We start from the raw sequence: 26,056 nt of genomic DNA on the forward strand, positions 1-26,056 counted from the left end.
CTTACTCGCCCTGCAGCGTCGCCACCAGCGAACGGCTGCCGCCGTTATTGCGGTGTTCGCACAGGTAAATTCCCTGCCAGGTGCCGACATGCAGCCGACCATTGCGCACCGGCAACATCAGGCTGCTGCCCAGCAAACTGCTTTTCAGGTGCGCCGGCATGTCGTCGCTGCCTTCGTAGGTATGGCGGTAATACGGCTCGTCTTCCGGTACCAGATGGTTAAAGGCGCTTTCAAAATCCTGCCGTACCGTCGGATCGGCGTTTTCATTGAGCGTCAGCGAGGCCGAGGTGTGGCAGATAAACACATGCAGCAACCCCACCTTAACGTCACGCAGATCCGTCACCTGCGCCAGCACCTCATCGGTAATCAAATGAAAACCGCGGGCACGGGGTTTCAGCCGAATATCGTATTGTTTCCACATCTCACGTCTCCTGTGGTGATGAATGATTGCCGGAGGATGCCATAAAAAAGCGCGGCAAGCCGCGCTTAACAACCGCCGTCTGGAACACGCTTAACCGCGTTCCAGAATCGGTTTCAGGAAACGGGCGGTGTGGGATTTCTCGCACTGCGCCACCGTTTCCGGCGTGCCGGAAACCAGAATTTCACCGCCGCCGCTGCCGCCTTCCGGCCCCAGATCCACGATCCAGTCCGCGGTTTTGATCACATCCAGATTGTGTTCGATCACCACAATGGTGTTGCCCTGATCGCGCAACTGATGCAGTACCGCCAGCAGTTGCTGAATATCGGCAAAGTGCAGGCCGGTGGTGGGTTCGTCCAGAATATAGAGCGTCTGCCCGGTGCCGCGTTTCGACAGCTCGCGCGCCAGCTTCACGCGCTGCGCTTCGCCGCCGGACAAGGTAGTGGCGGACTGCCCCAGTCGGATGTAGGACAAACCGACATCGATCAGCGTTTGCAGTTTACGCGCCAGCGCCGGGATGGCGTCGAAGAACTCGCGTGCTTCTTCGATAGTCATCTCCAGCACTTCATGGATGCTCTTGCCCTTGTATTTAATTTCCAGCGTTTCGCGGTTATAGCGTTTGCCTTTGCATTGATCGCAGGGGACGTAAATATCCGGCAGGAAGTGCATTTCCACCTTGATCACGCCATCGCCCTGACAGGCTTCGCAACGCCCGCCGCGCACGTTAAAGCTGAAACGACCGGGGTTATAACCGCGGCTGCGCGCTTCCGGCACGCCGGCGAACAACTCGCGGATCGGCGTGAACACGCCGGTGTACGTCGCCGGGTTGGAACGCGGGGTACGGCCGATCGGGCTTTGATCGATGTCGATCACCTTGTCGAAATGCTCCAGCCCCTGAATGTCGCGATACGGCGCCGGTTCGTTCAGCTCGCCGCCGTTGAGCTGGCGCTGGGCGATCGGGAACAGGGTATCGTTGATCAACGTCGACTTGCCGGAGCCGGACACCCCGGTAATGCAGGTGAACAGCCCGACCGGCAGGGTGAGAGTCACGTCTTTCAGGTTGTTGCCGCGTGCGCCAATCAGCTTAAGGACTTTACCCGGATCCGCCGGAATGCGCTGCGCCGGGATCTCGATTTTGCGCGCGCCGCTCAGGAATTGGCCGGTCAGCGATTCCGGCACCGCCATGATCTGGGAGGCAGTCCCTTCGGCGATCACCTGCCCGCCGTGAACGCCCGCGCCGGGACCGATGTCGATGATATGGTCGGCGGCGCGGATGGCGTCTTCATCGTGTTCCACCACAATCACGGTGTTGCCGAGATTACGCAGATGGATCAGCGTCTCCAGCAAGCGCTCGTTGTCGCGCTGGTGCAGACCGATAGACGGCTCATCCAGCACGTACATCACCCCGACCAGACCGGCGCCGATCTGGCTGGCCAGGCGAATACGCTGCGCCTCGCCGCCGGACAACGTCTCCGCCGAGCGCGACAGCGACAGGTAATTCAGGCCGACGTTGACCAGAAAACGCAGGCGGTCGCCAATCTCTTTCAGCACTTTTTCGGCGATTTTCGCCCGCTGACCGCTCAGTTTGATGTTATGGAAAAACTCCATCGCGTGGCCGATGCTCATATCGGCAATCTGCGGCAACGTGGTCTGCTCCACATAGACGTGGCGCGCTTCTTCACGCAGTCGGGTACCGTTACAGCTGGCGCACGGCCGGTTGCTGATGAACTTCGCCAGTTCCTCGCGCACCGCGGTCGATTCAGTCTCTTTGTAGCGGCGCTCCATATTATTGAGCACCCCTTCGAACGGATGGCGGCGCACCGACGTATCACCGCGATCGTTGATGTATTTGAACTCGATGTTTTCTTTGCCGGAGCCATAAAGAATGACTTTCTGAATCGCCGGGCTAAGGCTATCGAACGGCGCTTCAACGTCGAATTCGTAATGATCCGCCAGCGAGCGCAGCATCTGAAAATAGTAGAAGTTACGGCGATCCCAGCCGCGAATAGCGCCGCCGGCCAGCGACAGTTCGCCGTTTTGCACTACCCGCGCCGGGTCGAAAAACTGCTGTACGCCAAGCCCGTCGCAGGTCGGGCAGGCGCCCGCCGGGTTGTTGAATGAAAACAGCCTGGGCTCCAGCTCATGCATGCTATAGCCGCACACCGGGCAGGCGAAGTTGGCGGAGAACAGCAGTTCCGGCGCGTTCGCGTCATCCATATCCGCCACCACGGCGGTGCCGCCGGACAGCTCCAGCGCGGTTTCAAACGATTCGGCCAGACGCTGCGCCAAATCGTTGCGCACTTTAAAACGGTCCACCACCACTTCAATGGTGTGCTTTTTCTGCAACTCCAGTTTCGGCGGGTCCGACAGGTCGCACACTTCGCCGTCGATACGGGCGCGGATGTAACCCTGCGTCGCCAGATTTTCCAGCGTCTTAGTGTGTTCGCCCTTGCGCTCTTTAACGATCGGCGCCAACAGCATCAGCCGTTTGCCTTCCGGCTGCGACAAGACGTTGTCCACCATCTGGCTGACGGTCTGGGCATCAAGCGGAATATCGTGTTCCGGGCAGCGCGGCTCGCCGACGCGGGCGAACAGCAAACGCAGGTAATCGTGGATTTCAGTGATGGTGCCGACGGTGGAACGCGGGTTGTGCGACGTGGATTTCTGCTCAATGGAAATGGCGGGCGACAACCCTTCGATGTGATCCACATCCGGCTTTTCCATCAGCGACAGGAACTGGCGGGCATAGGCCGACAGCGACTCCACATAACGACGCTGCCCTTCGGCATACAGCGTATCGAACGCCAGCGAGGATTTGCCGGAACCGGATAACCCCGTCACGACGATCAGTTTATCGCGTGGAATAATCAGGTTGATATTCTTCAGGTTATGGGTACGGGCACCACGAATTTCGATCTTATCCATGCACACTTTTCCCGCAATAGACGCTGTTCTTTCATCCTTTCCGTACGAAAGGAAACCGGTAGAAACGGCCGATTATGGCACAAAATAAACTGAATGGATATCCAGTATCCGATTGCAAACAACGGCAACGCAGGAAAAAAGACCGGAGCTGGCTCGCGACTCTCACACCGGTATAATCTGCGGCACTGACATGCTAGAATTCTTCGCTTAAACTTTAAAAAGTGATTGATCAGGAGACACCAACATGGCCAGCAGAGGCGTTAATAAAGTGATTCTTATCGGGAATCTGGGTCAGGACCCGGAAGTCCGTTACATGCCGAACGGCGGCGCAGTCGCTAACCTGACTCTGGCCACGTCGGACAGCTGGCGCGACAAGCAGACCGGCGAGCAGAAAGAGCGCACCGAATGGCACCGCGTCGCGCTGTACGGCAAGCTGGCGGAAATCGCCGGCGAATACCTGCGCAAAGGCTCTCAGGTGTATATCGAAGGCCAGCTACGCACCCGTAAATGGCAGGATCAGGGCGGTCAGGATCGCTACACCACCGAAGTGGTGGTTGATATCTCCGGCAGCATGCAGATGCTGGGCGGCCGTGCAGGCGGCGGCGCTCCGGCCGGCGGCGGCATGGGCAACAATGCGGGCGGCAACGCGCCACAAGGCGGTTGGGGGCAACCACAGCAGCCGCAGCAAGCTAACCAGTTCAGCGGCGGCGGTCAGTCCCGTCCGCAGCAAAGCGCGCCGATGCCGAGCAACGAGCCGCCGATGGATTTTGATGACGATATTCCGTTCTGATAGCCGTCACCACATTTCCCCCCTCAACGCCCTGCTCTTGCAGGGCGTTAGTTTATGGTCACGACTCTTTCGCATCCAGCGCATCGCCGATGGCGTAGTAGTGCCCGCCCGCCACATGATGCAGGCTGCGCCATTTCGGGTCGGCGGCTTCAAAATGCCAGTGACCGTGGCTGAATACGTGCGAATCGGCCCAGGCGCCGATGACCTCGCCGATAAACAGGTCGTAGGTTTGCTGGTTGTGGGGTTCAGGAATCAGTTTGCACAGTAACCAGGCGGCGCAACCGGCAACCAGCGGAACATCCGATTCGTCGGAGCGAAACAGTTCCACCAGGCAGCGCGCCAGCTTATCCGGGTTATCCCGCAGGCTGATGCTGCCGACCTGATTGGTCAGTTCCAGCTGTGCCGCCGTCGGCACCTGAATGGCGAAATAACCGCTGTTTTCCAGCAGCTCGCGTGTTTTTGTCGCCTTATCCAGCACCACGGTCAGCTTGGGCGGTGCGAAATCCAGCGCACAACACCAGGCCGCCGCCATCACATCGTCCACACCGTCATGACAAGCCGATACCAGCACCGTCGGCCCGTGGTTAACCAGCCGATAGGCTTTTGCCAGTTCAACCGGTGAAATCGCGCTATTCATATTGACTCCTGCGTTATGCTCTTTGCCCTTCACTTTACACCAGATGTTCAGAGGTAATCGCCCGTACACCCGCGGCAGGATTCAGCGCCGCCGCCAGCAACGCGTCCGCAATCCGTTCGGCCGGATTAATACGCCAGCTTAACGGCAGCAACGGATGTAGTACGCGCAGCGCCTGCTGCGCCACCCATTCGCCGGGCCGGCGCTCGTCACGCTCGCCGCCTATCAGACCGGGACGCACCAGCGTCAGCGAGGAAAACCCCACCCCGGCCAGATCCCGCTCCAGCTCGCCTTTCACCCGGTTATAGAAAAAACGTGATGATACATTGGCGCCCGACGCCGAATTCAGCACGTAGGCCGGCGTGCCATGCGCGTGAGCCAGCCGCGCGGCTGTCAGCGGATAGTCGTGGTCAACCCGATAGAACGCCGTCTGACTGCCCGCCGCCTTGATGGTGGTGCCCAGCGTGCAAATTACCGCATCCGCCTGCCACCAGTCGGCGTCTTCCGGCAATTGTTCAAAATCCACCGGCGGCGCGATCAGTTTGTCATGAGCCGATAATGCACGACGCGCCGGCGCCACCACCTGCGTAATACGTGTATCGGCCAACGCTTTTACTAACACCTGATGACCGACCAGCCCGGTTGCTCCGATCAGTAATAATCTCATGTTTATTTCTCTTTATTGGGTAATGAGGCAAAGCAGCTTCGAAAAATAGTAGATCACGCTAAGGGTACGCAGTCCGAATAGTGCGATCGCATTAATCGCCAGATATCACAAATCACCAATCGGGCTGAGTCATGTCCGACATAGCATTTAAGCATAATTGCAATCAATGGGCGGTGATGTTGCGGAAATAGAAACGAATGCCCCGTCGGTTGTTTGTGTTTCTAAAACAGATGAAATTCAAAGAACGTACAATAACAATAGTTTTTCATTATTTCCCAAGCTGTAACAACGCACCGAAATGAATGAAGTCTAATTATAGAAATGAGCGGACCGCGCAACTTTTTGCGCAAGTCCGTTCAACCGGCAGATCCGTTCAACTCAAAGGTTGAGCTGCCTCACCATTATGGGTTGCAAACAATTTCCTTGCCTTCAACCTTCGAAAATTTGACCGTCTTGTCATTGATGCGCCAGGCGTGTTCAACCGTCCTTGGCCATGGTTTTTCCTCCGATGGGATAAACGTAACAAACGTATCGAAGGAATTCGAACCATCAACTACACACGAAACGATTTGTGCTTTAGGGTTTTCTTTCGGTGAAGGTGACGATAGGACGTCTTTGACGATTTCGCGACGCTCGAGTAAGAAATACTCCCGACCGCATATTTGCCATGATATAAGCGACCATGGATCACCATCACTTTCCATGCCGTAAGTCCCCAGATCTTTTAGATCAATACTCTTGTAACGCTCTTCAATGGCAACAACACGCTCATTTGGCATATGACGCCCGATTAATGCTGAGGGAATATCACTCTTACAGGTTATACCATCGAATGACTTCGCCGCTCCAATAGCGTGGGAAGAAAGTAAAATAAGGGGTAAAAGTAGACTGACAGAACGCCCCAAGGTCATGTATAGCCTCCGAATAGCTAATATAGAGATAATAAAATCATCAAGAAAAAAGATGAGAAAAACCTCAAATACGGGTTCAAAATCCTGACAATCGGCAGGGTCAAACCCAATAATCGCGTAACAATACCATAAGAATCAAGCACAAAAAAGCGCCAAATAGATTTAACAAAAGCAGGTAAAAAACATCACATCAAAAACAGAAGCAATAAAAAAGACAATAGAAATGAATAAATCATTTCAAACACCAGTAAAAATCATGATTAATTCAGTCAGAAATCCGAATGCTCTTTTCAGCATGAATGTCATCAGCAATACTTGCTGTACGACTTACAGCCACCTCATTTATAGCGAGTTCTAAAGAGGATAATTAATAAAGGCCCCCCCATGATCCACGCCTCTATCCATTACCTGACCCGACAATTAAATCAATACCTAAAAAATACCCTAAATCTGCATGACGATGTCGTAGTGATAGCTAACCCGGCCGATGACGATGGCAAGATGTTTCCGCTGGCGAAAAATAAGCTGGTGGTATTTCTGTCGAATATTGAAAGGGAAACGCTGACGCACCGGGGCAATGCCGCCAATCCCGGTAACCGCTTCGCGGTCGCCACGCCGCCGTTATACGTTCGGGTTTCCATGGTGGTGGCGGCGAATTTTACCGGCGCGCAATACGCGGAGGGATTACAGGTAATTGCGCATGCGATGGCGTTCCTTCATAAGAATGCCCAGCTTAACCGTTATAACGCCCCAGATATGGACGAGGCAATTGAGCAAATATTATTGGAAATGGACAGCCTGCCGCGCCATGAGCTTGGAAATATGTGGAACATGCTGGGAATCCGCTATTTGCCGTCCGCCGTGTATCGCCTGCGGGTGAGAATCGCCGACAGTCAGGCGATTCAGTCTCAGTCGGAAGGCGTCGGGCAGTTGCATACTGTCGTGACAAAGGATTACGTGACAAAGGATTAATCACCATGAGCGATTACGGCCTGCTGTTTCAGCTGCGTATTGAGCACGAATTCTTTGCCGGCTGCGCCAGCCTGCCGTTTTATGGCGAACTGGCGCCGTCCAGCCAGCACGCCGCGAAACAAGCCGGACTGTTGTTTAAACCCTTGGCCGACGGGCTGATGGTACTGGCGGATCGGGCGCAGAGCGCCCTGCTCATAACGGAAGCGTTATCGCTGCAGTGGTGGTTTTGCAGTCGGGACGCCGGGTTTTTCAGCTATACCGCGATACCAGGGCTGGCGGAGCGGGATACGCCGCGTTTTCGCTACACGCTTGGCGAGTCGGAACCCGGCGAGGTGCGTTTGCAGGCGGCCAATGACACGGCGCCGGCAGGAACAGCCAGTCTGCGCGCCCGGCCGGCGAGCCTGGCCTGGCTGGTTGATATTGAGATAAGCGCCGCCGCTATCGCTGCCTTTATCGATCATCAGGCGGCGCCATTATTGATTGTGCCGTTTCTCAGCCAACGGCGGCGCTGGAAATATCTGTTCACCGCGCCGTATGTGAATGCGCAATCGCGTATTCAGGATAGCCGTCAGGACAATCAGTTTGATTATCTGGGAACGGAAACCCTGGCTAACGGAAAAAGTGCGCAGGCGTTTATTTCCCGGGAGCCGTTAAAAATGCAGAAAAAGTCCGATTACCATTTTCAGCTTTATCAGGAAAACAAATTATTAATTGACCCATTACCCGTGGCGACACCGCTTAGTCAATGTCGATTAAAAATTGAAAAGACATCAGAAGTCGTTTCGGAAATCATTGTTAACTGACATACCGATTAAAAAGGGCAATAAAAAACAAACAATAAAATATCAGCAATCAGCACATTACTCACTGGAGCAGGCACCATCCTTTATTATACGCGCCGTAATGCGTGGGGTGGATATATATACCTCAAATCAGAAGGAATCAAATTATGGGTGTAATGAAAACCCCAGGCGTTTATATTGTTGAGAAAAATGCCTTCCCCAATTCAGTGGTGGAAGTCGCCACTGCGGTGCCGGCATTTATCGGTTATACCGAAAAGGCGGAAAATGGCGGCGTATCGCTACGCAATAAAGCATGGCGTATTACTTCCATGTCGGATTTTCGCCATTATTTCGGCGGCGCGCCGTTGCATAAATTCGATATCGTCGAAAAAACCGACACGGTATTAGGCGACGCCGCGTTCAGTCAGGCCGGCAAAACCTATGCCCTCACCCAGGCCAATACCCGCTACCTGCTGTATTACAGCATGCTGTTCTTTTTCCAGAACGGCGGCGGCCCCTGCTACATCGTTTCGGTGGGCGGCTATCAGGACGCAATCGACGCCGATACCCTGAAAAACGGCATCACGCCGCTGCTCAAGGAGCCGGAACCGACAATGGTGCTGACGCCTGAAGCGGTATGCCTGAAGGAAGACGACTGCATCAATGTGCAGCAGGCGGTGCTGACTCACTGCGGCGGCACAATGAAAAACCGCGTCGCCATTCTCGACGTCTGGGAAGGCTATAAAGACAGGCAGGATCCCAGCGGCGATTGCATCGCTACCTTTCGTTCCAAGCTGGGCATCAACTACCTGGACTACGCCACCGCGTACTACCCGTGGCTGAACACCTCGATCATTCAGGACAGCGACATCAGCTTCGCCAATATCAATAACCCGGACATCCTGACCACGGTGCTGAACGCCGAGATCGCCGGGGCGTTCAAAGATCTGGACGGGCTGAGCGCCGAGCAGTTGAACAGCGGCGGCAACAAGCTGAAGGCGGCCAAAAAGCAGCAGATGCTGGACGAAGTCGCCAAACTGACGGTAGATCAGAGCGAAGCGGAAAAAACGCTGCTGCACAAGATCCTATTCTCCATCAGCCCCATCTACAAAAGCGTGCTGGAAAACATCCGGCGCCAGCAGAACCTGCTGCCGCCCGCCGCGTCGATGGCGGGCATCTACACCATGGTCGATAACGCCCGCGGCGTGTGGAAAGCCCCGGCCAACGTCAGCCTGAACGCGGTGGTTTCCCCCAGCGTCAACATCAGCGCCGACGAGCAGGAAGACCTGAACGTCACCACCCAGGGCAAATCCATCAACGCGCTGCGCACGTTTACCGGCGAAGGCACGCTGGTGTGGGGCGCCCGCACGCTGGACGGCAACAGCCTCGACTGGCGCTACGTCAACGTGCGCCGGACCATGATCATGCTGGAAGAGTCCATCAAACAGGCCGCCAAAGCCTACGTGTTCGAACCCAACACCGCCAATACCTGGGTATCGATGGAAAGCATGATCGAAAACTTTCTGTTCGGGATCTGGAAACGCGGCGGGCTGGCTGGCGCGTCGCCGGAAGACGCCTACAGCGTGGACGTCGGGCTCGGCAAGACCATGACGCCACAGGACATTCTGGAAGGGATCCTGCGCATTACGGTGCTGGTGGCGATCAGCCGCCCGGCCGAATTTATCGAAATTACCTTCCAGCAGCAGATGCAGAAATCCTGATTCTGACCGCTGACGATCTGATGTTTTATCACCTCTTCAAGGAGAACACCCATGGCAGATGACGGTTCCGCTCAGTCAAGCACCGTATGGCCGATGCCCAAATTTCACTTTGAAGTGAAATGGGACGGCGGCGCGGGCGCCAGCATGGTGGCGTCGTTTCAGGAAATTACCGGCCTGGATATCGAAGCCCAGATTATTGAATACCGCGCCGGCAACAGCCCGGTATTTTCCACCATCAAGATGCCCGGCATTATCAAATCCGGCAACGTGACCCTGAAAAAAGGCATTTTCGTCAAAGACAATAACTTCTACGACTGGTTCTCGAAAATAAAGATGAACACCATCGCCCGCACCGCCGTCACCATCAATTTGCTGGATGAAAGCGGCAGCCCGGCCATGACGTGGAAGCTGAAAAATGCCTGGCCGACCAAAGTCAGCGGCACGGATTTGAAATCAGACGGCAATGAAGTGGCGATTGAAACCATTGAGCTGGCGCACGAAGGGCTGGAAGTCGCGGTATAACCGCACCCGGTTAACGCGGCGGGCAGCCGCGTTAACCACACGAAAATGACACGACCCGGTAATGCCGATGCAAAAAAAATCGCCCGGCGGCGAATGGCCGCTACCCGCGTTTTATTTCAGCGTGAATATCGACAACAGCGGCGAAGACCAGGCTTTTCAGGAAGTGTCCGGCATCGAATCGCGCATTGAAACCGAACCGTTCACCGAAGGCGGCAATAACAGCGTTTATTATCTGCCGACCGCGGTGAAACAGGGGCCGTTGACGCTGCGCCGCGGCCTCAGCCCTGCCGACTCGCCGCTGGTGCGCTGGTGCAAAAGCTGTTTCGAAGGACAGCTGAACCGCCCGATCGTCACCAAAGAGGTGAGCGTCAGTTTGCTGGATGAACAGGGCGACCCCTTGCGGATCTGGCTGTTTTATAACGCCTATCCGATCAGTTGGAGAATCGATCGCTTCCACGCCGCCCGTAATGACGTGGCGATTGAAGAGATCGTCCTGTGTTTCAGCCGTTCCAAACGCAAACAGTGACCCAGAAGGAAACATGATCATGGCGATAGAAGTGCGACAACTGACGATTTATTCCCGGGTCATCCAGCCGAATGAGCCGGACTCGCCCCATCAGGCGGAAAGCGACGCGGAAAACCGCGACGCCGGGCCGTCGACCAACCCGTCCGCCACGCCGGGAGCGATTTCATTTCATCACCTGCAAACCGAGCCGCGGGAACGTTAACCGGAGCCGTTCATCATGCAGAAGCTGACTATCCGCACCCTCGACAAAAAACAGCAATTTGACGTGATGCTCAACCCCGCCGGCATCCGCCATGAACACGGCATCAATTACACCAACCGGTCAGCCGCGGGCAATCGCGCGCTCGGCAGCCTGGCGCCGCGGCTCGGTTTCGCCAGCTATCAGAGCGAAACGCTCAGCTTCGAAATGATGATTGACGGCACCGGCGTGGTGGAGCAGCCGCAAAAACCGGACGTCGCCGGTCAAATCACCCAGCTTAAAAACGTGGTGTACCGCTATGTCGGCGACAAGCACGAACCCAGCGTGGTGGTGCTGACCTGGGGCACGCTGTCGTTCAAAGGGCGGCTGACCCGCCTCGCCATCCGCTATTCGCTGTTCGACGCCGCCGGCGCGCCGCTGCGCGCCACCGTCGAGCTGCGTTTTGACAACTATCTGGACAGCAACGAGCAGGCGCTGCGCGCCAACCGCTCCTCGCCCGACCTCACCCACAGCGTGGTGGTGAAACAGGGCGATACCCTGCCGCAGCTGTGCCAGGCGATCTATCAGGACAGCGCCTATTACGTGGCGGTGGCCCGTTACAACAATCTGACCAGCGTGCGTCACATTGTGCCGGGCACCCGCCTCTACTTTCCCCCACTGGCCTAACGGAAGGACGATATGGCGGACTCCCCGGCAACACACAGTGACGGCGTGGTGACCTGCACCATCAAGAGCAACGGCGCCGAAATCGGCAACGATATCCAGCTGTTATCCATTCACGTCTGTAAACGGGTGAACCATATCGCCCGCGCGGAGCTGGTGATTCAGGACGGCGACATGCCGCAAAACCGCTTTCCGCTCAGCAGCGGCGACCTGTTCAAGCCGGGCAACAGCCTGACCATCGCGGCCGGCTACGCCAGTCAGGAACAGCTGCTGTTCGACGGGATCATCATTCGCCACGGCATCAGCATCAGCGGCGCCGGTCATTCACGGCTGGTGATCGAATGCCGGGACAAGGCGATCGCCATGACGGTAGCCCGCCGCAACGACAACTATCTCAAGCAGAAAGACAGCGACATTTTAAGCCGCCTGATTAACCGCTGCGCCGGACTCAGCGCGCGCGTCGACACCACCCATACCCAGCACGACGAACTGGTGCAGTTCAACTGCAGCGACTGGGATTTTCTGCTCACCCGGGCGGAAGCCAACGGGCTGGTGGTGTGCAACGACGACGGCGCCGTCGCTGTCGCCGCCCCTTGTCTGAGCGCCTCGCCGGTGCTGACCGTCACCTACGGCGACGACCTGGTTTCACTCACCGCCGACATTGACGCCCGCCACCAATTTACCTCGGTGACCGGCGTTGGCTGGGATATCAAAAACCAGCAGCCGCTACAGGAAAAGGCCGCCGCCCAGTCCGTCAGCCGGCAGGGCAACCTGAGCGCCGACGAGCTGGCCCGCGTGCTGGGACTGACGGAATACCGGCTGCAAAGCGCCACGCCGCTGGTTAACAGCGCGCTGCGGGACTGGGCCCGCGGCCAGCAGGTCAAATCCGCCCTTTCTCGCCTGCGCGGCACCCTGACCTGTCAGGGCTGCGCCCGCGCGCGCATCAATACGCTGATCGAACTGGCCGGGGTCGGCGCGCGCTTTAACGGTCACCTCTACGTCAGCGGCGTCCGCCATCACATTCAGGACGGCCAGTGGCTGACCCACATCGACTTCGGCATGCCGCCGGCGTGGTCGGCCGAACACCGCGATCTGACGCCGCCGCCCGCCGCCGGTCTGCTGCCCGGCGTGGACGGATTACAGATAGGCATCGTCAAAAAACTGGATGGCGACCCGGAACAGCAGCATCGCATTCAGGTGTCGGTGCCGGTGATGCAGGCGGAAAACGACGGCATCTGGGCGCGGCTGGCCAGTTACTACGCCTCAACCGGCATCGGGGCGCAATTCATGCCGGAGGTGGGTGACGAGGTGGTGCTGGGTTACTTCAACAATAACCCGTCGGACCCGGTGATCCTCGGCAGTCTGTACAGCAGCAAAAACCCGCCGCCGGTCACGCCGGACGCCAAAAACACCATCAAAACGCTGGTGACCCGCAGCCAGTTGACGCTGCAGTTCAATGAAGAGGACAAGGTGATCACCATTACCACCCCCGGCGGCAATCAGGCGGTGCTGAGCGACAAGGACAAAACGGTGACGCTGCTGGACCAGAACGGCAACAGCGTAACGCTGGATTCCTCCGGCATCACGCTGGACAGCCCGAAGAACATCACCCTCAACGCCAAAGGAAAAATCGAACTGACCGCCGCCAGCGCCATCAATATCAGCGCCAAAGCCAACGTCACCGCAGAGGGAATGAACGTCAGCCTGTCAGCCAAAACCGGCCTGACCGCCAAAGGCAACGCCACCGCCGAACTGTCGGCCTCCGGCCAGACGGTGGTGAAGGGCGGCATCGTGATGATCAATTAACGCTGATTAACAGAGATCAATAGAGAGGCAGTTATCGAATGTCTGGCGGAATTGAGCAACATTTCGTGCGGGATAAACCTCATTTTTTCTTTGCAACGTCATCGCACGCACGACAAAGAGAGGCTCAAACGCCGCCTCTCCTTGACCACTGGCTGGTGGCTAAACTGTGCCGCTGCGCGGTGCCTTCGGCGTTCGCCCCCGCTGTTCGGGCCGCCCTTGACGCGCTCCCGGCGCGGCAAGGGCTTTCGCCGCATCCATGCGGCTCACCCGGCGGGAGCAACCACCTCAGCACAGTTTTTAACGCCAAACAGGCACGACACGCAACGAGACAACGTTGTTAGTTATCTACAAAAAATAAAGGAAAGTATTGATGCCGCCAGCTGCCCGCCTGACCGATTTGCACGCCTGCCCGATGGTGACGCCGGGGCTGCCGCCGATCCCCCATGTCGGCGGTCCGGTCATCGGTCCCGGCGTGCCGACCGTATTGATCGGCAAACTGCCGGCGGCGGTGATGGGCGACAACTGTATGTGCGTCGGGCCGCCGGACGTCATCGTTAAAGGCTCCGCCACCGTGCTGATCGGCGGTAAACCGGCCGCCCGTATCGGCGATACCACCGCTCACGGCGGCAACATCGCGCTCGGCGAATTCACCGTATTGATAGGAGGATAACGTGGATAACGATAATGCGTTTCTCGGCACCGGCTGGGGGTTCCCGCCGCAGTTTGACGCCGCCGCGCAAAGCATCGGCATGGTAAGCGGCGACGAAGACGTCCGGCAAAGTCTGACGCTGCTGCTCTCCACCCGCCCCGGCGAGCGCATCATGGCGCCGGAGTACGGTTGCGATATTCAGGGCATGGTGTTTGAAGACCTCACCCTCTCCACCCTCACCGACATGAAAGCCCGCATCGAACAAGCCATCCTGTTCTTCGAGCCGCGCATCCGGCTACAGGCGATCGTCATCGACAACCAGCAGGCCATCGACGGCAAGCTGTTGATTCATCTCGACTACACCCTGATCGCCACCAATACCCGCAGCAACATGGTGTACCCGTTCTATCTGCGCGAAGGCACGCTGGTGACGACGCCGTGACGCGCGCCGCCACGCCAAGCCACCGGTTTTCATCCATCACTGACAACCATTAACCGAGGCCTGCCGCCCCATGACCATGACCTGGAATCCCCCGCTGCCGCCGCCGGCCACTTCGCAGCAACAGCGCCTGCCGCCGGCACTGGAAGACGGCGCGTTCCTGGCGGATGAGATGTCGTTTGAAACGCTGCTGGTGCTGGCTAGCGACATCGCCGCGCAGTTGTCATTTGACCGCGGCGACACCACACAGCCGGGCAACTGGCAGGCGCTGTTCGCCAAAAGCGAAGTCACCGGTATGGCGATCATCCTGTCGTTCGACGCCGCGCTGGAACAAAACCGTTTTCGGCAGGCGCAGTCGCGCGGCATGGATCAGACGCTGACGTACCTGATCGCCCTCTACGCGAATCTGGATCGGTGGTACCGCGCCTTTATTCCCGTCCAGACCACCAGTGCCGACCACATCAAACTGACCATCCAGACGGTACTGAAAGCGCAGTTGGTGCGGCCGTTCCAGTACGTGGTGATTCTGGCGCAGGCGCTGGACGGCTACCGCCCGTCGCTGCTGGCGGACCCAGCGTTGAAAACCCTCGACCCGCTATGGGGAATTCGCTACGACAACGGCCGATTTATCGCCAGCGAACAGCAACAGTTACTGCAACAGCAGTTGCCGGGCATTCAGGTGCTGGAAGAGCAGTTACAGCTCTGTTTTTCCGCCGCCGTCAACGCCGTCAGCCAGCTACAGACCGACGGTCGTCGCCGGATGCAACAGGCGCTGTCCCACGCCGATCACGCCCCGGAAGTCGCGCTGTACCTGACCTTCCTGCAGTTATTCGCCCGAGCGCAGGCCCGGCTTAACCGTTTTACCGAACGGCACCTCGACTTTTACTACCGCCAGGTACTCCGGCAGCAACCGCAGCCGCTCACGGCTGATGCAGTCTTCCTGAAACTGACGCCGGAAAACGGGCTGACCACGCCGCTGTCGCTTGAGCGCGGCGTAGTCTTCAGCGCCGGGCAGGACGCCCGCTTGCGCGACATCCTCTATCGCAGCGAACAACCATTGCAGGTTAGCGACGCCGAGGTCAAACAGGTGCATTCGCTGCTGCTCAAGCGCGATCCGTTGATGTCGCCGGAACGGGAGCTGGATTTCGTCACCGCCATTCACAGCGACAGCCTGTGGCCGTGGCGCAGCGACCAGCCCCGCTCACGCACGCTGCTGACGCTGTTTGGCGAAACCCCGGCCTTGCAGCGCCATCCTTCGCCGTCGGCGCCGGGCATCGCTATCATCGACCCGGTGCTCTACCTGCCGGAAGGACGGCGGCGGGTCAGCCTGACCGTCAATCTGCACGAGGCGGAGCGGCCGCATCTGGCGCAGCAACTGTACCTGCTCAGGGATGCCCCTTACCCGGCGGTATTGCGCAACCGGCTGACCACCCTGCTGCTGACGCTGGCGAAGACGCTGACGCCGCTGCTGCCCGACGACGACGCCCCCGCCGTCATCGGCGCGCTGGTCGACGCGCTGACGCCCCGCCAGCTACAGGCGTTGCAGCGCAGCCGTGACGATGAGGCTATCGGCCTGCTGTACAAGTATTTCCTGCTTGGCGTACTGCGTCAGACCCGCGATCCGGCGTGCGGCTGTCGTGTGCTGGGGCACCTGTTCAGCCGCCAGACCCTGAGCCGCGCCGACTGGCTGAATGACGATGAACAGCGGTTGGTGCTGGAAAAAAGCCGCCAGTTGCTGCCCGACGACAGCCAGCCGCCGCTGGCGGAACTGCTGAACGGCAACCGGCAGGTTAATTTTTACCGCCTCTACAGCGAGCTGTTTACGCTGCATCTCAGCACCGAAAGCGGCTGGCAAACCATCGTCTCTTACCGTATCCACCCGTTGAGCGCGGACGACGACGGCCCGTACGGCTTCCGGCTCACCTTTACCCTGTCGCCCGGCTTCGGGGCGGTAATTCCCTGCGATCCGGCCATTCATGGCGACCTCTGGCATTACCGCGCGCCGGCGCTGCAACTGGAAATGAAGCCGGAAACGCCGTTTTTTCCCTACTCGGTGTTCCGCGATTTCGTGCTTGGTCCGCTGCTCCTCGCCACGCGGGTATCCGGCGTGCAGACGTTCCAGATAGACACCTGCGACGGGCAGGTCGACATCGGCAAAACCTTTTATCCGTTCGGCGCGCAGCCAACCGGGCAGCCAGCGCTGACCCTCGCCAGTTACGAACTCGCCCAAAAGTCGGTGCAGGACATTACGCTGACGATCGACTGGGCGAACCTGCCGGGCGGCAGCGACGGTTTTCGCCAGCATTATCAGGGTTACCCCGGCGACTACGCTAACCGCCGTTTTCAGGCGCAGTTGGCCGTGTTGCGCGAAGGCGAGTGGAAGGCGGTCGGCGGCCCGCTTGCGCTGTTCGCCAGCGAACCGGGCAGCGATCGGCTGCGCTCCGACATACAGATTCAGGGCGACCTGAAGCAGGATTTTCAGCCCGTCCGCCCCGCGGCCGACGCTGACGCGTTCCGCGTCGATCACGCCAGCCGCAACGGGTTGATCCGCCTGTCGCTGTGCGAGCCGGAACAGGGCTTCGGCCATCATCAGTACGGCACGCTGCTCAGTCAGACGCTGATGCACAACGCCCGACGCCGAAAACCGCTGCCGCTGCCCAATCCGCCCTATACCCCGGCGATCAACCGGCTGACGCTCGGCTATCGGGCCTGCGCCCGAATTCATCCGGGCCACTCCGGCCACGAACCGGCGCCGGACAGCCATCTCCTGCATCTGCACCCGTTCGGTCATGAAATGCTGTACCCGGCGGCCGAAAGCGGCGGAGATACCCGCCCCGTCGCCTTTTTCCCGCGCTATGACGACGACGGCAACCTGTTCATCGGGTTACAGGCGTCGTCGCTCGGCGGCGCGCTGAACCTGTTCTTCCAGCTCGACGATCGGGCCGCCCCCACGGCCATCCGCCACCGGCAGGCGTTCCAGTGGCGTTATCTGGTCGACAACGACTGGCGCGTGCTGCCGCCGCATCAGGTGATCGCCGATACCACCCACGGCTTTATCACCTCCGGCATCGTCACGCTGGATATCCCACCGGCGATCAACGACCGGCACACCGTGATGCCGGACCGGCTCTACTGGCTGCGGGTCAGCACCCGGCAGGGCATCGGCGAGTACGCCAGTTGCCTGCACGTCGCCGCCCACGTGGTGCAGGCCGTGCGCCAGTGGCCCGACGGGCAGGAACCGGACGACGAGCCGACGCCGCCTGCCGCGGCGTCAGGCTGGCGAGCGCTCAACCCGCCGGCCGGGCTGGGCGCCATCAGCCTGATGATGCCGTCGACCGGCGGCGCGCCGCGAGAATCCCCGCGACAATTCCGGCAACGGTTAAGCGAACAACTGCGCCACAAAGGGCGGGCGTTAACCGGCTGGGACTACGAGCGGCTGGTGTTGCAACACTTTCCCGAGATCGAACAGACACGCTGTTTTCCGCATACCCGTTTCGGCGTGCCGGGCCACCATCCGGGACAGGTACTGCTGCTGGTGCGCCAGCGCCACCCCGCCTGCCGGCACCAGCCGTGCGAACCTTTGCACGCCAGCGCCGCGCTGCTGCACCGGATACAAACCTGGCTGCAGACGATCGCGCCGCCGGGCGCCGTCGTTACGGTTCGCTCGCCGGTGTACGAAAGGGTTCAGGTGCGCTGTAGCGTCGCCTTTCAGCCGGGGCATCACCCGGGGCAGGCGCTGCGCCGGTTGAACCGGGATATCTCCGCCTACCTCTGTCCGTGGCGTGAAGAAAGCCCCAATCAGGGGTTTGGCGCCGGAATGGCGCTGCGGCAAATCGAAGCCTTTATCGCGCATCTGGATTACGTGCGTTTTGTGACCGGCTTTTCGCTGATCACCCTCCGTCAGACCGGCCTCGGCCAGAGCGATGGGCAAACACAGCGCTGGCGACTGACCGACAGCGCCGCGCCGCACGACCAAACCGGCGATCCCGCCGGAAACAACCCGAGTCTGACCGGGCTAACTCCACGCTATCCCTGGAATATTATCCTGCCGGTTGAGCAGCATGACCTGCGGCTCAGTCCGGACCTCAGGCTGCGAGCGCCGGAAAAAATCGGTATCGGCGACCTGATTATCGGCGACAGCTTCATCACCGTCCGTTAGCCCATCGCGGAAACACGCCGACTCGGCGACATGGGCATAACGGCGAGATGAGAATGACGGTGAGATGGAGAATAACGGCGACATGGGGAGTATGTGAGTGGCAAAACGAAATCGCGGCACCTTGAAAAACTATTTTCGTCAGGGCGCCATGCCGTCCGCCGAACATTTTTCCGACCTGATCGATTCGTCAGTCAACAAAATCGAGGAAGGGTTCGATAAAACGCCGGAACAGGGGTTGAAGATCGCCGCACTCGATACCCACGCCAGACTGATGACGTTTTACCGCGACAGCGACCCCACCCGGGCGTTGTGGTCGGTCAGCCTGCAACCGGACAGCGACCTGCTGCGGGTCAACCGCCACGCCGGCGACGGGCAGGACGCCATCGCCGACGCCGACCCCTTGCTGACGTTCACCCCCGACGGTCGGGCCGGCATCAACACCACCACGCCGCGCCACGCGCTGGATGTCAACGGGGTGATCGGCGCACAAGGGCGCGCAGGCGCGCAATGGGCGGACCGCCTGCCCGCCGACGGCGAATGGCACGACCTCACGCCGAAACTGGAAGGGTGCCAGGCCTTCGAGGTGGTGGCGGGCGTCGGTATCCGTCACTCCGGCCGTTACGCGCTGATCCACGCCATCGCGCTGAACACCTGCGCGCCGAGCGGTTTTCTCTTCAATTTTTTCAACCGCAAAAACCGCATCAGCGCCCGCCACGCCTATTACCATTCGCGCGCCGACAAGCTGACGCTGCGCTGGTTGCGCGACGACACGCCCGCCGGCGGCCACGACGGCATCCGCCCCTACCGGTTGCAGATCCGCACCCACACCAGCTATGGCGACGGCATCGTTATTCGTTACCACCTCACCCGGCTGTGGCATGACGCCTACATGCATAACAGCCTGCTGCCGGCGGACGAGGAGTAAGGCATGGCGCAACCGTCATTTATTCCCAGACAGGCGCCCCATGACGACCCTGACAGCGTCGCCAGCCTGCTGCGCGCAGGGCTGGAGCAGGTCCAACGGCTCAGCGGCAACCGCTGGACCGACTACAACCTCCACGACCCCGGCGTCACGCTGCTGGAACTGTTGTGTTTCGCCCTCACCGACCTGATTTACCGCACCGACTTTGAGGTAGCGGATTACCTGACGCAGCCGGACGGTCGCCTCGACTTCGCCGCGCAGGGGCTGATGCTGCCGGAACAGATTTTCCCGCCCCGCCCCTGCACCCGGCAGGATTATCAGCAGGCGGTGCTGGACGCGATGGACGAGGTGGAACAGGCGTGGGTCACGCCGGACGGTCAGGGTCGCTACCACATCGATCTGCTGCTGACCGAGGCGGCGCGTCAGCGTTGCGACCACCATCCGGCGCTGCGCGACGACATTGTCGATGCGGCCTCGCATCTCTACCACCGCGCCCGTAATCTGGGCGAAGACCTCGCCGGCGTCCGCATCATCGACAGTCGCGAGCTGCGGCTGCACGCCGATATCGAGCTGCACTATTACGATAACACCAACTACGATAACACCAACTACGATAACACCAACAATCTGCACGATAACGCCGACAACCTGGCGGCTGAAATCTACTTTCAGGCCGAACAGTGGCTCCGGGGCGACGAGGCCGACAGCCACACCGCTAGCCATGCTGATAACTATGCTGACAGCTACCCTGATAACTATGCCGATAGCTATGCCGATAACTATGTCGATAACTATGCCTATAACTACACCGACCACCACGGCGCGCCGGGCAACGAGCGTGTTGCCGCCGTCAGGCCGCTATCGGCGCTCTATACCCGGTTGATCAACATCGACGGCGTCGGCCACATCCGACAGTTGCAGCTGATCCCGCAACCCTGTCGGGACGGCCATCCCGACAATGCGCAGGACCACTTCAGCCCCGGCGACTGGATCCTGCTGCCGAAAAAGCACGACGACATCGACCTCAACCTGACCCATCAGGGCCACCCGTTGTCGATTGATTTCAGCGCCATGAGCATCCGGCTGGTGCGGCGTAAGGCGCAAAACGGCACGCTGCACGAGCAAATCCGCCGCCAGACCGCCGCCCTCATCCCGCCGCCGCACGGCATCTGGCGCGAGCTGGCGGATTACCGGTCGATCCAGTCGCTGTTCCCCGGCGTCTACCGGCTGGACGCGCCGCGCGTCCCGACGGCGCTGAACCGGCAGGAACAGGCGCAGATCCAGCAATTTCGCGGCTATCTGCTGCTGTTTGAACAGCTGATGGCCAACTTTTGCGCCAACCTGGCTAACCTGCGCGACCTGTTTTCCCCCGCCACCGACGCCGGACGCAGTTACGCCTTCAACCTGCTGGATGATGAGCAGTTCCGCGGGGTGGATCTCCTGTATCCCGACGATGCGGCGGCGCGTTTTCATCACCTGCTGGCCGAGGTCGACCACTACCCGGACCGCAAAGGACGGCTGCTCGACTATCTGCTGGCGTTATACGGCGAAACGCTGGACGCCCGACTGTGGCGTCAGCCGGGCGAGGCGTCGGATCAGCGCGTGCAGAGCCGTCAGCAGCTTGAGTACCAGCGCCGGTTTATTCAGGCCATCGACCGTCTGACCCGCGATCGCGGCGCCGGTTTCAACACGCGCCGGCCGATGACCGAACGGGAAAACCGGGGCGGTTTCGCCGACCGGGTGGCGCTGCTGCTCGGGATGGACGACGCCGACGCGTGGCCCTATAGCCAGACGCTGGCCCGGCAGGGGTGGCAGTTGATGGCCGATGACGCCTTCCTGCACAGCGCGGCGGGTCAGTCGCATCTGCAATGGCTGGATCAGTCGGCCCTCGACAGTTTGCTGGATGTGCCGCTGAGCGACGCGGCGCCGGGCAGCGCCGATGCGGCGGCGGCGCGCGATGTGCTGGCGCTGCGCCTGCGGCCACTGCCGGTCGAGCTGCTGCAACGCGGCGTGATGCTGGCGCATTACCGCATTCTGCCGCCCGATGTCAGCGGCTTTTATCAGGCGCTGTTCCGGCTGTCGGCGGCGCCCGGCTCGCAAAACGGCTTATGGCTGCACCTGGGCGCCAGCAGCCAACCGGCGCACCTGGTGCGCGTCATCAACCAGCTGCGCCGCGAACTCATCCGCCTTAATCAGCGGTGCGAAGGGGTGTACGTGGTGGAGCACCTGTTGCTGCGCCCGGCGCACGGCGGTGATGACGCCCGCGCCGACAGCGACCCGTTTCCCGGCCAGATCAGTCTTATTCTGCCTGGTTACACCGCCCGCGGCGGCAACCCGGTGTTCCGGGCGCAGGCCGAGGCCCTGATCGCCCGACAGTGCCCGGCGCATCTGCTGCCGCGCTGTCACTGGCTCGATATTCACGCCACGGTCGAGTTTGAAACCGCCTGGCTGGCATGGCTCGACGCCAGACGGGAAGCTCCCGGCCAGCCATCGTGCGACGACGCGGCCGCCCGGCTGACGGCATTGTTGCAATCGTTGCACGCTCAATCCCCCACTTCTCAACCATCAGGACAGGACGCATGACGCAGCCACACCGGATTCACACCGCCAGCCTGACGCTCGACTTTCGCCATTCGTCCGAGGCGGAGCGGTTCGAGCGAGACGCCCCGCGCTGGGTGCAGCAACAGCTGTTGCCGTTGATCGACGCGCTGTTCGACCAGTTTTCGCCGCCCCATCAACTGTGGGTGATCGACCACCTGCGGCTCGATCTGGGCGCGCTGCCGGCGTCGGATTTGGAGTCGGCGCTGCTGGCGGCGCTAAAGCGGCAGCTGACGGAGGCGCTGCGCGCCCAGCAACCGTCCGACCCGGCCCAGCCACATCAACGCCACGACGCCGATGCCGCGGAAATACAGGTGCTGGATGGTCCGGCGGCGCAGTGGCGTCAGTTGCAGTTTTTCCTGCAACACGGCGTGATGCCCTGGCATTACCCCGGTCGGCAAGGCTGGCGGCAGGCAGACCGCCACCGCCACTGGCTGGCCGACGCCGTGCGCCAACACCGCGCCGGACTGAACCGGTTACTGAACGCCAGCGCTCGCCCGACCAGCCTGATCGCCCGGCTGGTTTCTCAGTTGCCGGCTACCGCGCTAAACGGCTGGCTGGAACAGCTGACGCCCGCGCATCAGGATATCGCGCTGCGTTGTCTGGCGGCCCAGCCGGAAGCGGATGCGCTGCCAGCCGCGCTAAAGGCGCGGTTGCACCGCCACTGGCATCAGCGCATCCATCAGGCGCTGCGCCAGCGCCGTCTGCGACAGGAGTTGCTGCCGGTCTGGGCCACGCTGCTCGGCGACCAGCGTGGCCGGTTTCTGCTGGCGCTTTACGCCTGCGGGCAACAGCCCGAGGTGGTGCGCGGCATGGCGCAGGCGGTGGATGACCACGCCTTCGACGATCTGCTGGGGTTGCTGGCGCCGCAGGCGCAACCGTTCATCCAACAGGTGCTCAGGCATCCGGCGTGGTTCCATCATCCCGACGACGCGGCGCCCACAGACCCGAGCGCCCCGCTGGATCAGCTGCTGCGTGAATTCACCCTGCATTATCTGCTGGTGCAGCGCGGCAGCCAGTTCAACAAACAGCGCTACATGGCCGGGCTGATTGGCCGCATGGCGGCGCACCACAATATGGAACGAACCGACCTGCTGCAAACGCTGTACCTGCGGCTGGCGGCGTGGCCGGGCGACCACGCGCTGAAACAACCGTTGCTGTCGCTGCTGACCACATTATGGGGAGAAATGGCGCCGCTCGCCCGCGCGCTGCCGGTCATGAGGTCGGGCGCTCAACCGGTGCGACGCGGGCCGGTTAGCGGCGAATCAATAAGACATCGGGAAGCGGCCGCGGCAGAACCCGCCGTCAACACGCTACGGCAACAGTGGGCTGACGCGCTGCAACAGGCGGATGAAGCAGCGCTGAATCGGGTGTGGCGCCAGTGCACGCCGGCGATGCTGCTGACGTTACGCCCGGCGCTGATCGCCTGCGGCCAGCAGAGTCAGGTACGCCAGCGTTGGGTGGTGCGCTTTTCCGCGGCGACGCAATATCGCCTGCTGACCCTGCTGGAACCAGCGGACGCGCCGTTTATCCGCGAGCTGATGGAAGAAGTGCGCGCCAGCCAGCCGGCTATCGCCGACCATTCCGCCCACGCCCCCGGCGAGCCGCTGTTGACGCACAGCCTGTGGAGCCTCACGTTCAGCTACCTGCTGGCGGAGCGCGGCAGCGAATTCAACCGGCAAAGCTATCTGGACGCGCTGCTGCGGCAACTGGCGGCGCACCATAACCTGTCGCGTCAGGCGCTGATCGACGCCTTGCTGCAACGCCTGCGCCACGCCCCGGCCGATACCGCGGTGCGCCGGGCGCTGCTGACGCTGCTTACCCGGCTGCGCGAAAGCTCGCCTCCCGCGCCGCCGCCGTCACCGCAGCCTGAGCCGCAACCTCAGTCTCAACCTCAACCGCAAGCCGCGGCGCCGTGTCACATCGACGCTGACCTTCCGCCGCCGGAGCAGCCGTTGCTTGACGCCGCCTGTTACCACTATCTATACGACGTGTTAGTCCACGCCGACCCGACGCGCCGCTTTACGCCGCCGGATCAGGCGCGCACCGTTTGGCGCGCCGCGTCCTCGTATGCCGGTAATGACCTGCAGCGCTGCCTGCAACGGTTGCTGACCCATAACCCGTTGCTGCTCCAGCGCTGGCTGGCGGTCTCCACACACCACCCCGCCAGTTGGCTGCGGCTGTGCGCCGCTCTGCGCCCATCGCAGGCCGCCCAGTTGCTTGCCCAGCTAATCGCGCTGCGTCAGCCATCGGCCAACCTACGCAGCCTGTCGGCCACGCTCGACAACGTCACCCGCCGCCTGACCGTTGCACAGCGGCAGGCGTTTTACGGGCAGATGATCGACGCGCTGGCCGCCAACCGCACGCCGGACTGGCTGGCTCTGCGCGATGCGGTCAGCCAGTCCGCCCCCTCGTCAGTGGATGCCCCGCGCCAGCCTGTCGGCGCCACGACGCCTGATGCCCCAATGCCATCGGCGATGGATGACGACGCCGCGCTGGCGCTGCTGAACCGGATCGCCGGGCACGCTGCAGCGACGCTCGCCGCCGATGACATCGCCGCGCTATCCGCCGCGCTGGCGCGCCTGCTGCCCTCGCAGCCGGAAGCGGTACGCCGGTTGCTGCTGCCCGCGCTGCGTTCGCCCGCTCTGATCGAACGGTTGGCGGACACGCTATCCGACAGGCTGCACACCGCCTTACTGCTGCTGTTGCGCCGCACCGACTTTCTGGCGCTATACCCTTACGGCCGCTTTATCGCCAACCTCTGTCATCGTCACCCGGCGTACCGCGGCGCGGCGCAGCAGCTGGAAAATCTGCTGTGGCGCGCGCTGTATCACCGTCTGTTCGCCGCCGGTTCGCCAGCGGATATCGCCGCCTTTATCAGCCATTATCTGGGCAGACAGGCCGCCGACTGGCAACAGCGCAGCCATCAGCCGTCGCCGTCTGCGTTCTACCGTTTTCTGCTGGAACAGGCGCAGGCCGAGCGCTTCCCCTCGACCCGCACGCTGGCCGAACGCCTGCAACGGCTGATCACCGCCGCCGGGCTGCATCAGGACACGCCGCCGGTCGTCGCCGTCACGGATGCCGGGCAACCGCCTGAACGCGACATCGCCGCCGCGTCGCCCCCTGAACAGCCGGACCTCGCTGATGCCGTAGCCGATACCGATGCACCGCAGCCTGCGGCCGTGCCGGATATGGCTGCTCCGGCGGTTGTCGACTGGCGGGGCGACGAGACGCTGAGCACCGATGAGCCGCTGCCGGTCGCCAATGCCGGGCTGGTGCTGGCCGCGCCCTGGCTCCCTCGCCTGCTGACAAAGCTGGCGCTGGTGCAGGACGGCGCCTTCCCGCAGCCGGACGCCCGCCATCAGGCCATCCACTGCCTGCAATATCTGGTCGATCGGGGACAAAACTGCGCCGAATACCAGCTGGCGCTGAACAAGCTGCTGTGCGGCCTGCCGCTCAACGCCCCGCTTCCGTTAACGCTACCGCCTGACGCCGCCGCCCGCGACACGCTGGACGCGCTGCTGGACGCCCTCCTTCAGCACTGGAATGCGCTGGGCCACACCTCGGTTGACGGATTGCGCCAAACCTTCCTGCAACGCGAAGGCACGCTGTGGCGACAGGCGGACAGCTGGAAACTGGAGGTGGTTCCCGGCCCGTTCGACATGCTGCTCGACCGGCTGCCGTGGGGATATTCGACCATCAAATACCCCTGGATGGACCGGCCGCTGCACGTGGTCTGGCGCTGAACGCCGA

Annotated in this window: 20 protein-coding genes; 15 read left to right on the plus strand and 5 right to left on the minus strand. The window is 60.9% G+C overall.

All coding sequences use genetic code 11. From position 1 onward, the window contains the following. Position 1: 1 nt before the first annotated feature. Together DXXMK7_RS17360 and uvrA are read right to left on the minus strand one after the other, a co-directional pair. Positions 2-421 carry a secondary thiamine-phosphate synthase enzyme YjbQ gene (locus DXXMK7_RS17360; RefSeq protein ID WP_038920159.1) on the minus strand — a complete coding sequence of 140 codons (420 nt, stop codon included), beginning with the start codon at positions 419-421 and terminating at the stop codon, positions 2-4. Positions 422-511: 90 nt separating this feature from the next. Then, complete coding sequence (gene uvrA / locus DXXMK7_RS17365; RefSeq protein WP_038920160.1) at positions 512-3,343, minus strand: excinuclease ABC subunit UvrA; 2,832 nt, start codon at positions 3,341-3,343, stop codon at positions 512-514. Positions 3,344-3,587: 244 nt separating this feature from the next. Between uvrA and ssb1 the strand changes: the two genes are divergently transcribed. After that, positions 3,588-4,133 carry a single-stranded DNA-binding protein SSB1 gene (ssb1, locus tag DXXMK7_RS17370; RefSeq protein WP_038665930.1) on the plus strand — a complete coding sequence of 182 codons (546 nt, stop codon included), beginning with the start codon at positions 3,588-3,590 and terminating at the stop codon, positions 4,131-4,133. Positions 4,134-4,191: 58 nt separating this feature from the next. Here the strand turns inward: ssb1 and DXXMK7_RS17375 are convergent, their stop codons facing one another. The 3 genes from DXXMK7_RS17375 to DXXMK7_RS22730 form a co-directional block, all read right to left on the minus strand. Continuing rightward, positions 4,192-4,770, minus strand: a complete 579-nt coding sequence (locus DXXMK7_RS17375) for a flavin reductase family protein (RefSeq protein ID WP_038920161.1) — start codon at positions 4,768-4,770, stop codon at positions 4,192-4,194. Between the two features lie 34 nt (positions 4,771-4,804). Further along, a complete protein-coding gene (locus DXXMK7_RS17380) occupies positions 4,805-5,434 on the minus strand; it encodes an NAD-dependent dehydratase (RefSeq protein WP_038920162.1) in 630 nt (209 codons plus the stop codon). Between the two features lie 401 nt (positions 5,435-5,835). Next, positions 5,836-6,345 (minus strand): hypothetical protein, encoded by a 510-nt coding sequence (locus DXXMK7_RS22730; protein ID WP_127353485.1) that lies wholly within the window; start codon positions 6,343-6,345, stop codon positions 5,836-5,838. Positions 6,346-6,729: 384 nt separating this feature from the next. On the opposite strand from DXXMK7_RS22730, the gene DXXMK7_RS17385 reads away from it, so the two are divergent. The 14 genes from DXXMK7_RS17385 to DXXMK7_RS17450 all read left to right on the plus strand — a co-directional run bounded on the left by DXXMK7_RS17385 (position 6,730) and on the right by DXXMK7_RS17450 (position 26,049). Further along, a complete protein-coding gene (locus DXXMK7_RS17385) occupies positions 6,730-7,317 on the plus strand; it encodes a DUF4255 domain-containing protein (protein ID WP_038665918.1) in 588 nt (195 codons plus the stop codon). A gap of 5 nt (positions 7,318-7,322) precedes the next feature. Next, entirely contained in the window at positions 7,323-8,120 is a 798-nt protein-coding gene (locus tag DXXMK7_RS17390; protein WP_038920164.1) for a hypothetical protein, read from the plus strand. 146 nt (positions 8,121-8,266) lie between these two features. Then, positions 8,267-9,820: a phage tail sheath C-terminal domain-containing protein gene (locus tag DXXMK7_RS17395; protein WP_038920165.1), complete on the plus strand. Its 1,554-nt coding sequence runs from the start codon at positions 8,267-8,269 to the stop codon at positions 9,818-9,820. Positions 9,821-9,871: 51 nt separating this feature from the next. After that, a complete protein-coding gene (locus tag DXXMK7_RS17400; RefSeq protein WP_038920166.1) occupies positions 9,872-10,342 on the plus strand; it encodes a phage tail protein in 471 nt (156 codons plus the stop codon). 67 nt (positions 10,343-10,409) lie between these two features. Further along, entirely contained in the window at positions 10,410-10,868 is a 459-nt protein-coding gene (locus tag DXXMK7_RS17405; protein ID WP_038920167.1) for a phage tail protein, read from the plus strand. A 19-nt stretch (positions 10,869-10,887) separates the two neighbouring features. Then, entirely contained in the window at positions 10,888-11,070 is a 183-nt protein-coding gene (locus tag DXXMK7_RS17410; RefSeq protein ID WP_038921113.1) for a hypothetical protein, read from the plus strand. 15 nt (positions 11,071-11,085) lie between these two features. Then, positions 11,086-11,733 carry a peptidoglycan-binding protein gene (locus DXXMK7_RS17415; RefSeq protein WP_038920168.1) on the plus strand — a complete coding sequence of 216 codons (648 nt, stop codon included), beginning with the start codon at positions 11,086-11,088 and terminating at the stop codon, positions 11,731-11,733. Positions 11,734-11,745: 12 nt separating this feature from the next. Next, positions 11,746-13,536 (plus strand): type VI secretion system tip protein VgrG, encoded by a 1,791-nt coding sequence (gene vgrG / locus DXXMK7_RS17420; RefSeq protein WP_038920170.1) that lies wholly within the window; start codon positions 11,746-11,748, stop codon positions 13,534-13,536. Between the two features lie 370 nt (positions 13,537-13,906). Beyond that, on the plus strand, positions 13,907-14,206 hold the full coding sequence (locus DXXMK7_RS17425) for a PAAR domain-containing protein (protein WP_038665902.1): 300 nt from the start codon (positions 13,907-13,909) through the stop codon (positions 14,204-14,206). A 1-nt stretch (position 14,207) separates the two neighbouring features. After that, positions 14,208-14,627, plus strand: coding sequence for a GPW/gp25 family protein (locus tag DXXMK7_RS17430; protein ID WP_038920171.1), 420 nt, complete (start codon positions 14,208-14,210; stop codon positions 14,625-14,627). A gap of 70 nt (positions 14,628-14,697) precedes the next feature. Next, a complete protein-coding gene (locus DXXMK7_RS17435; RefSeq protein ID WP_038920172.1) occupies positions 14,698-18,783 on the plus strand; it encodes a baseplate J/gp47 family protein in 4,086 nt (1,361 codons plus the stop codon). Between the two features lie 97 nt (positions 18,784-18,880). Then, the gene (locus DXXMK7_RS17440; RefSeq protein WP_038920173.1) at positions 18,881-19,708 is read left to right on the plus strand and encodes a hypothetical protein; all 828 of its coding nucleotides are present in this window, start codon (positions 18,881-18,883) and stop codon (positions 19,706-19,708) included. 3 nt (positions 19,709-19,711) lie between these two features. Continuing rightward, a complete protein-coding gene (locus DXXMK7_RS17445) occupies positions 19,712-22,288 on the plus strand; it encodes a hypothetical protein (RefSeq protein ID WP_038920175.1) in 2,577 nt (858 codons plus the stop codon). Further along, positions 22,285-26,049 (plus strand): contractile injection system tape measure protein, encoded by a 3,765-nt coding sequence (locus DXXMK7_RS17450; RefSeq protein ID WP_038920176.1) that lies wholly within the window; start codon positions 22,285-22,287, stop codon positions 26,047-26,049. The genes DXXMK7_RS17445 and DXXMK7_RS17450 overlap by 4 nt, the downstream gene beginning before the upstream one ends. The last annotated feature ends 7 nt before the right edge of the window (positions 26,050-26,056 follow it).

The organism is Dickeya sp. MK7, from assembly GCF_000406305.1.
Lineage (GTDB): Bacteria > Pseudomonadota > Gammaproteobacteria > Enterobacterales > Enterobacteriaceae > Dickeya > Dickeya fangzhongdai.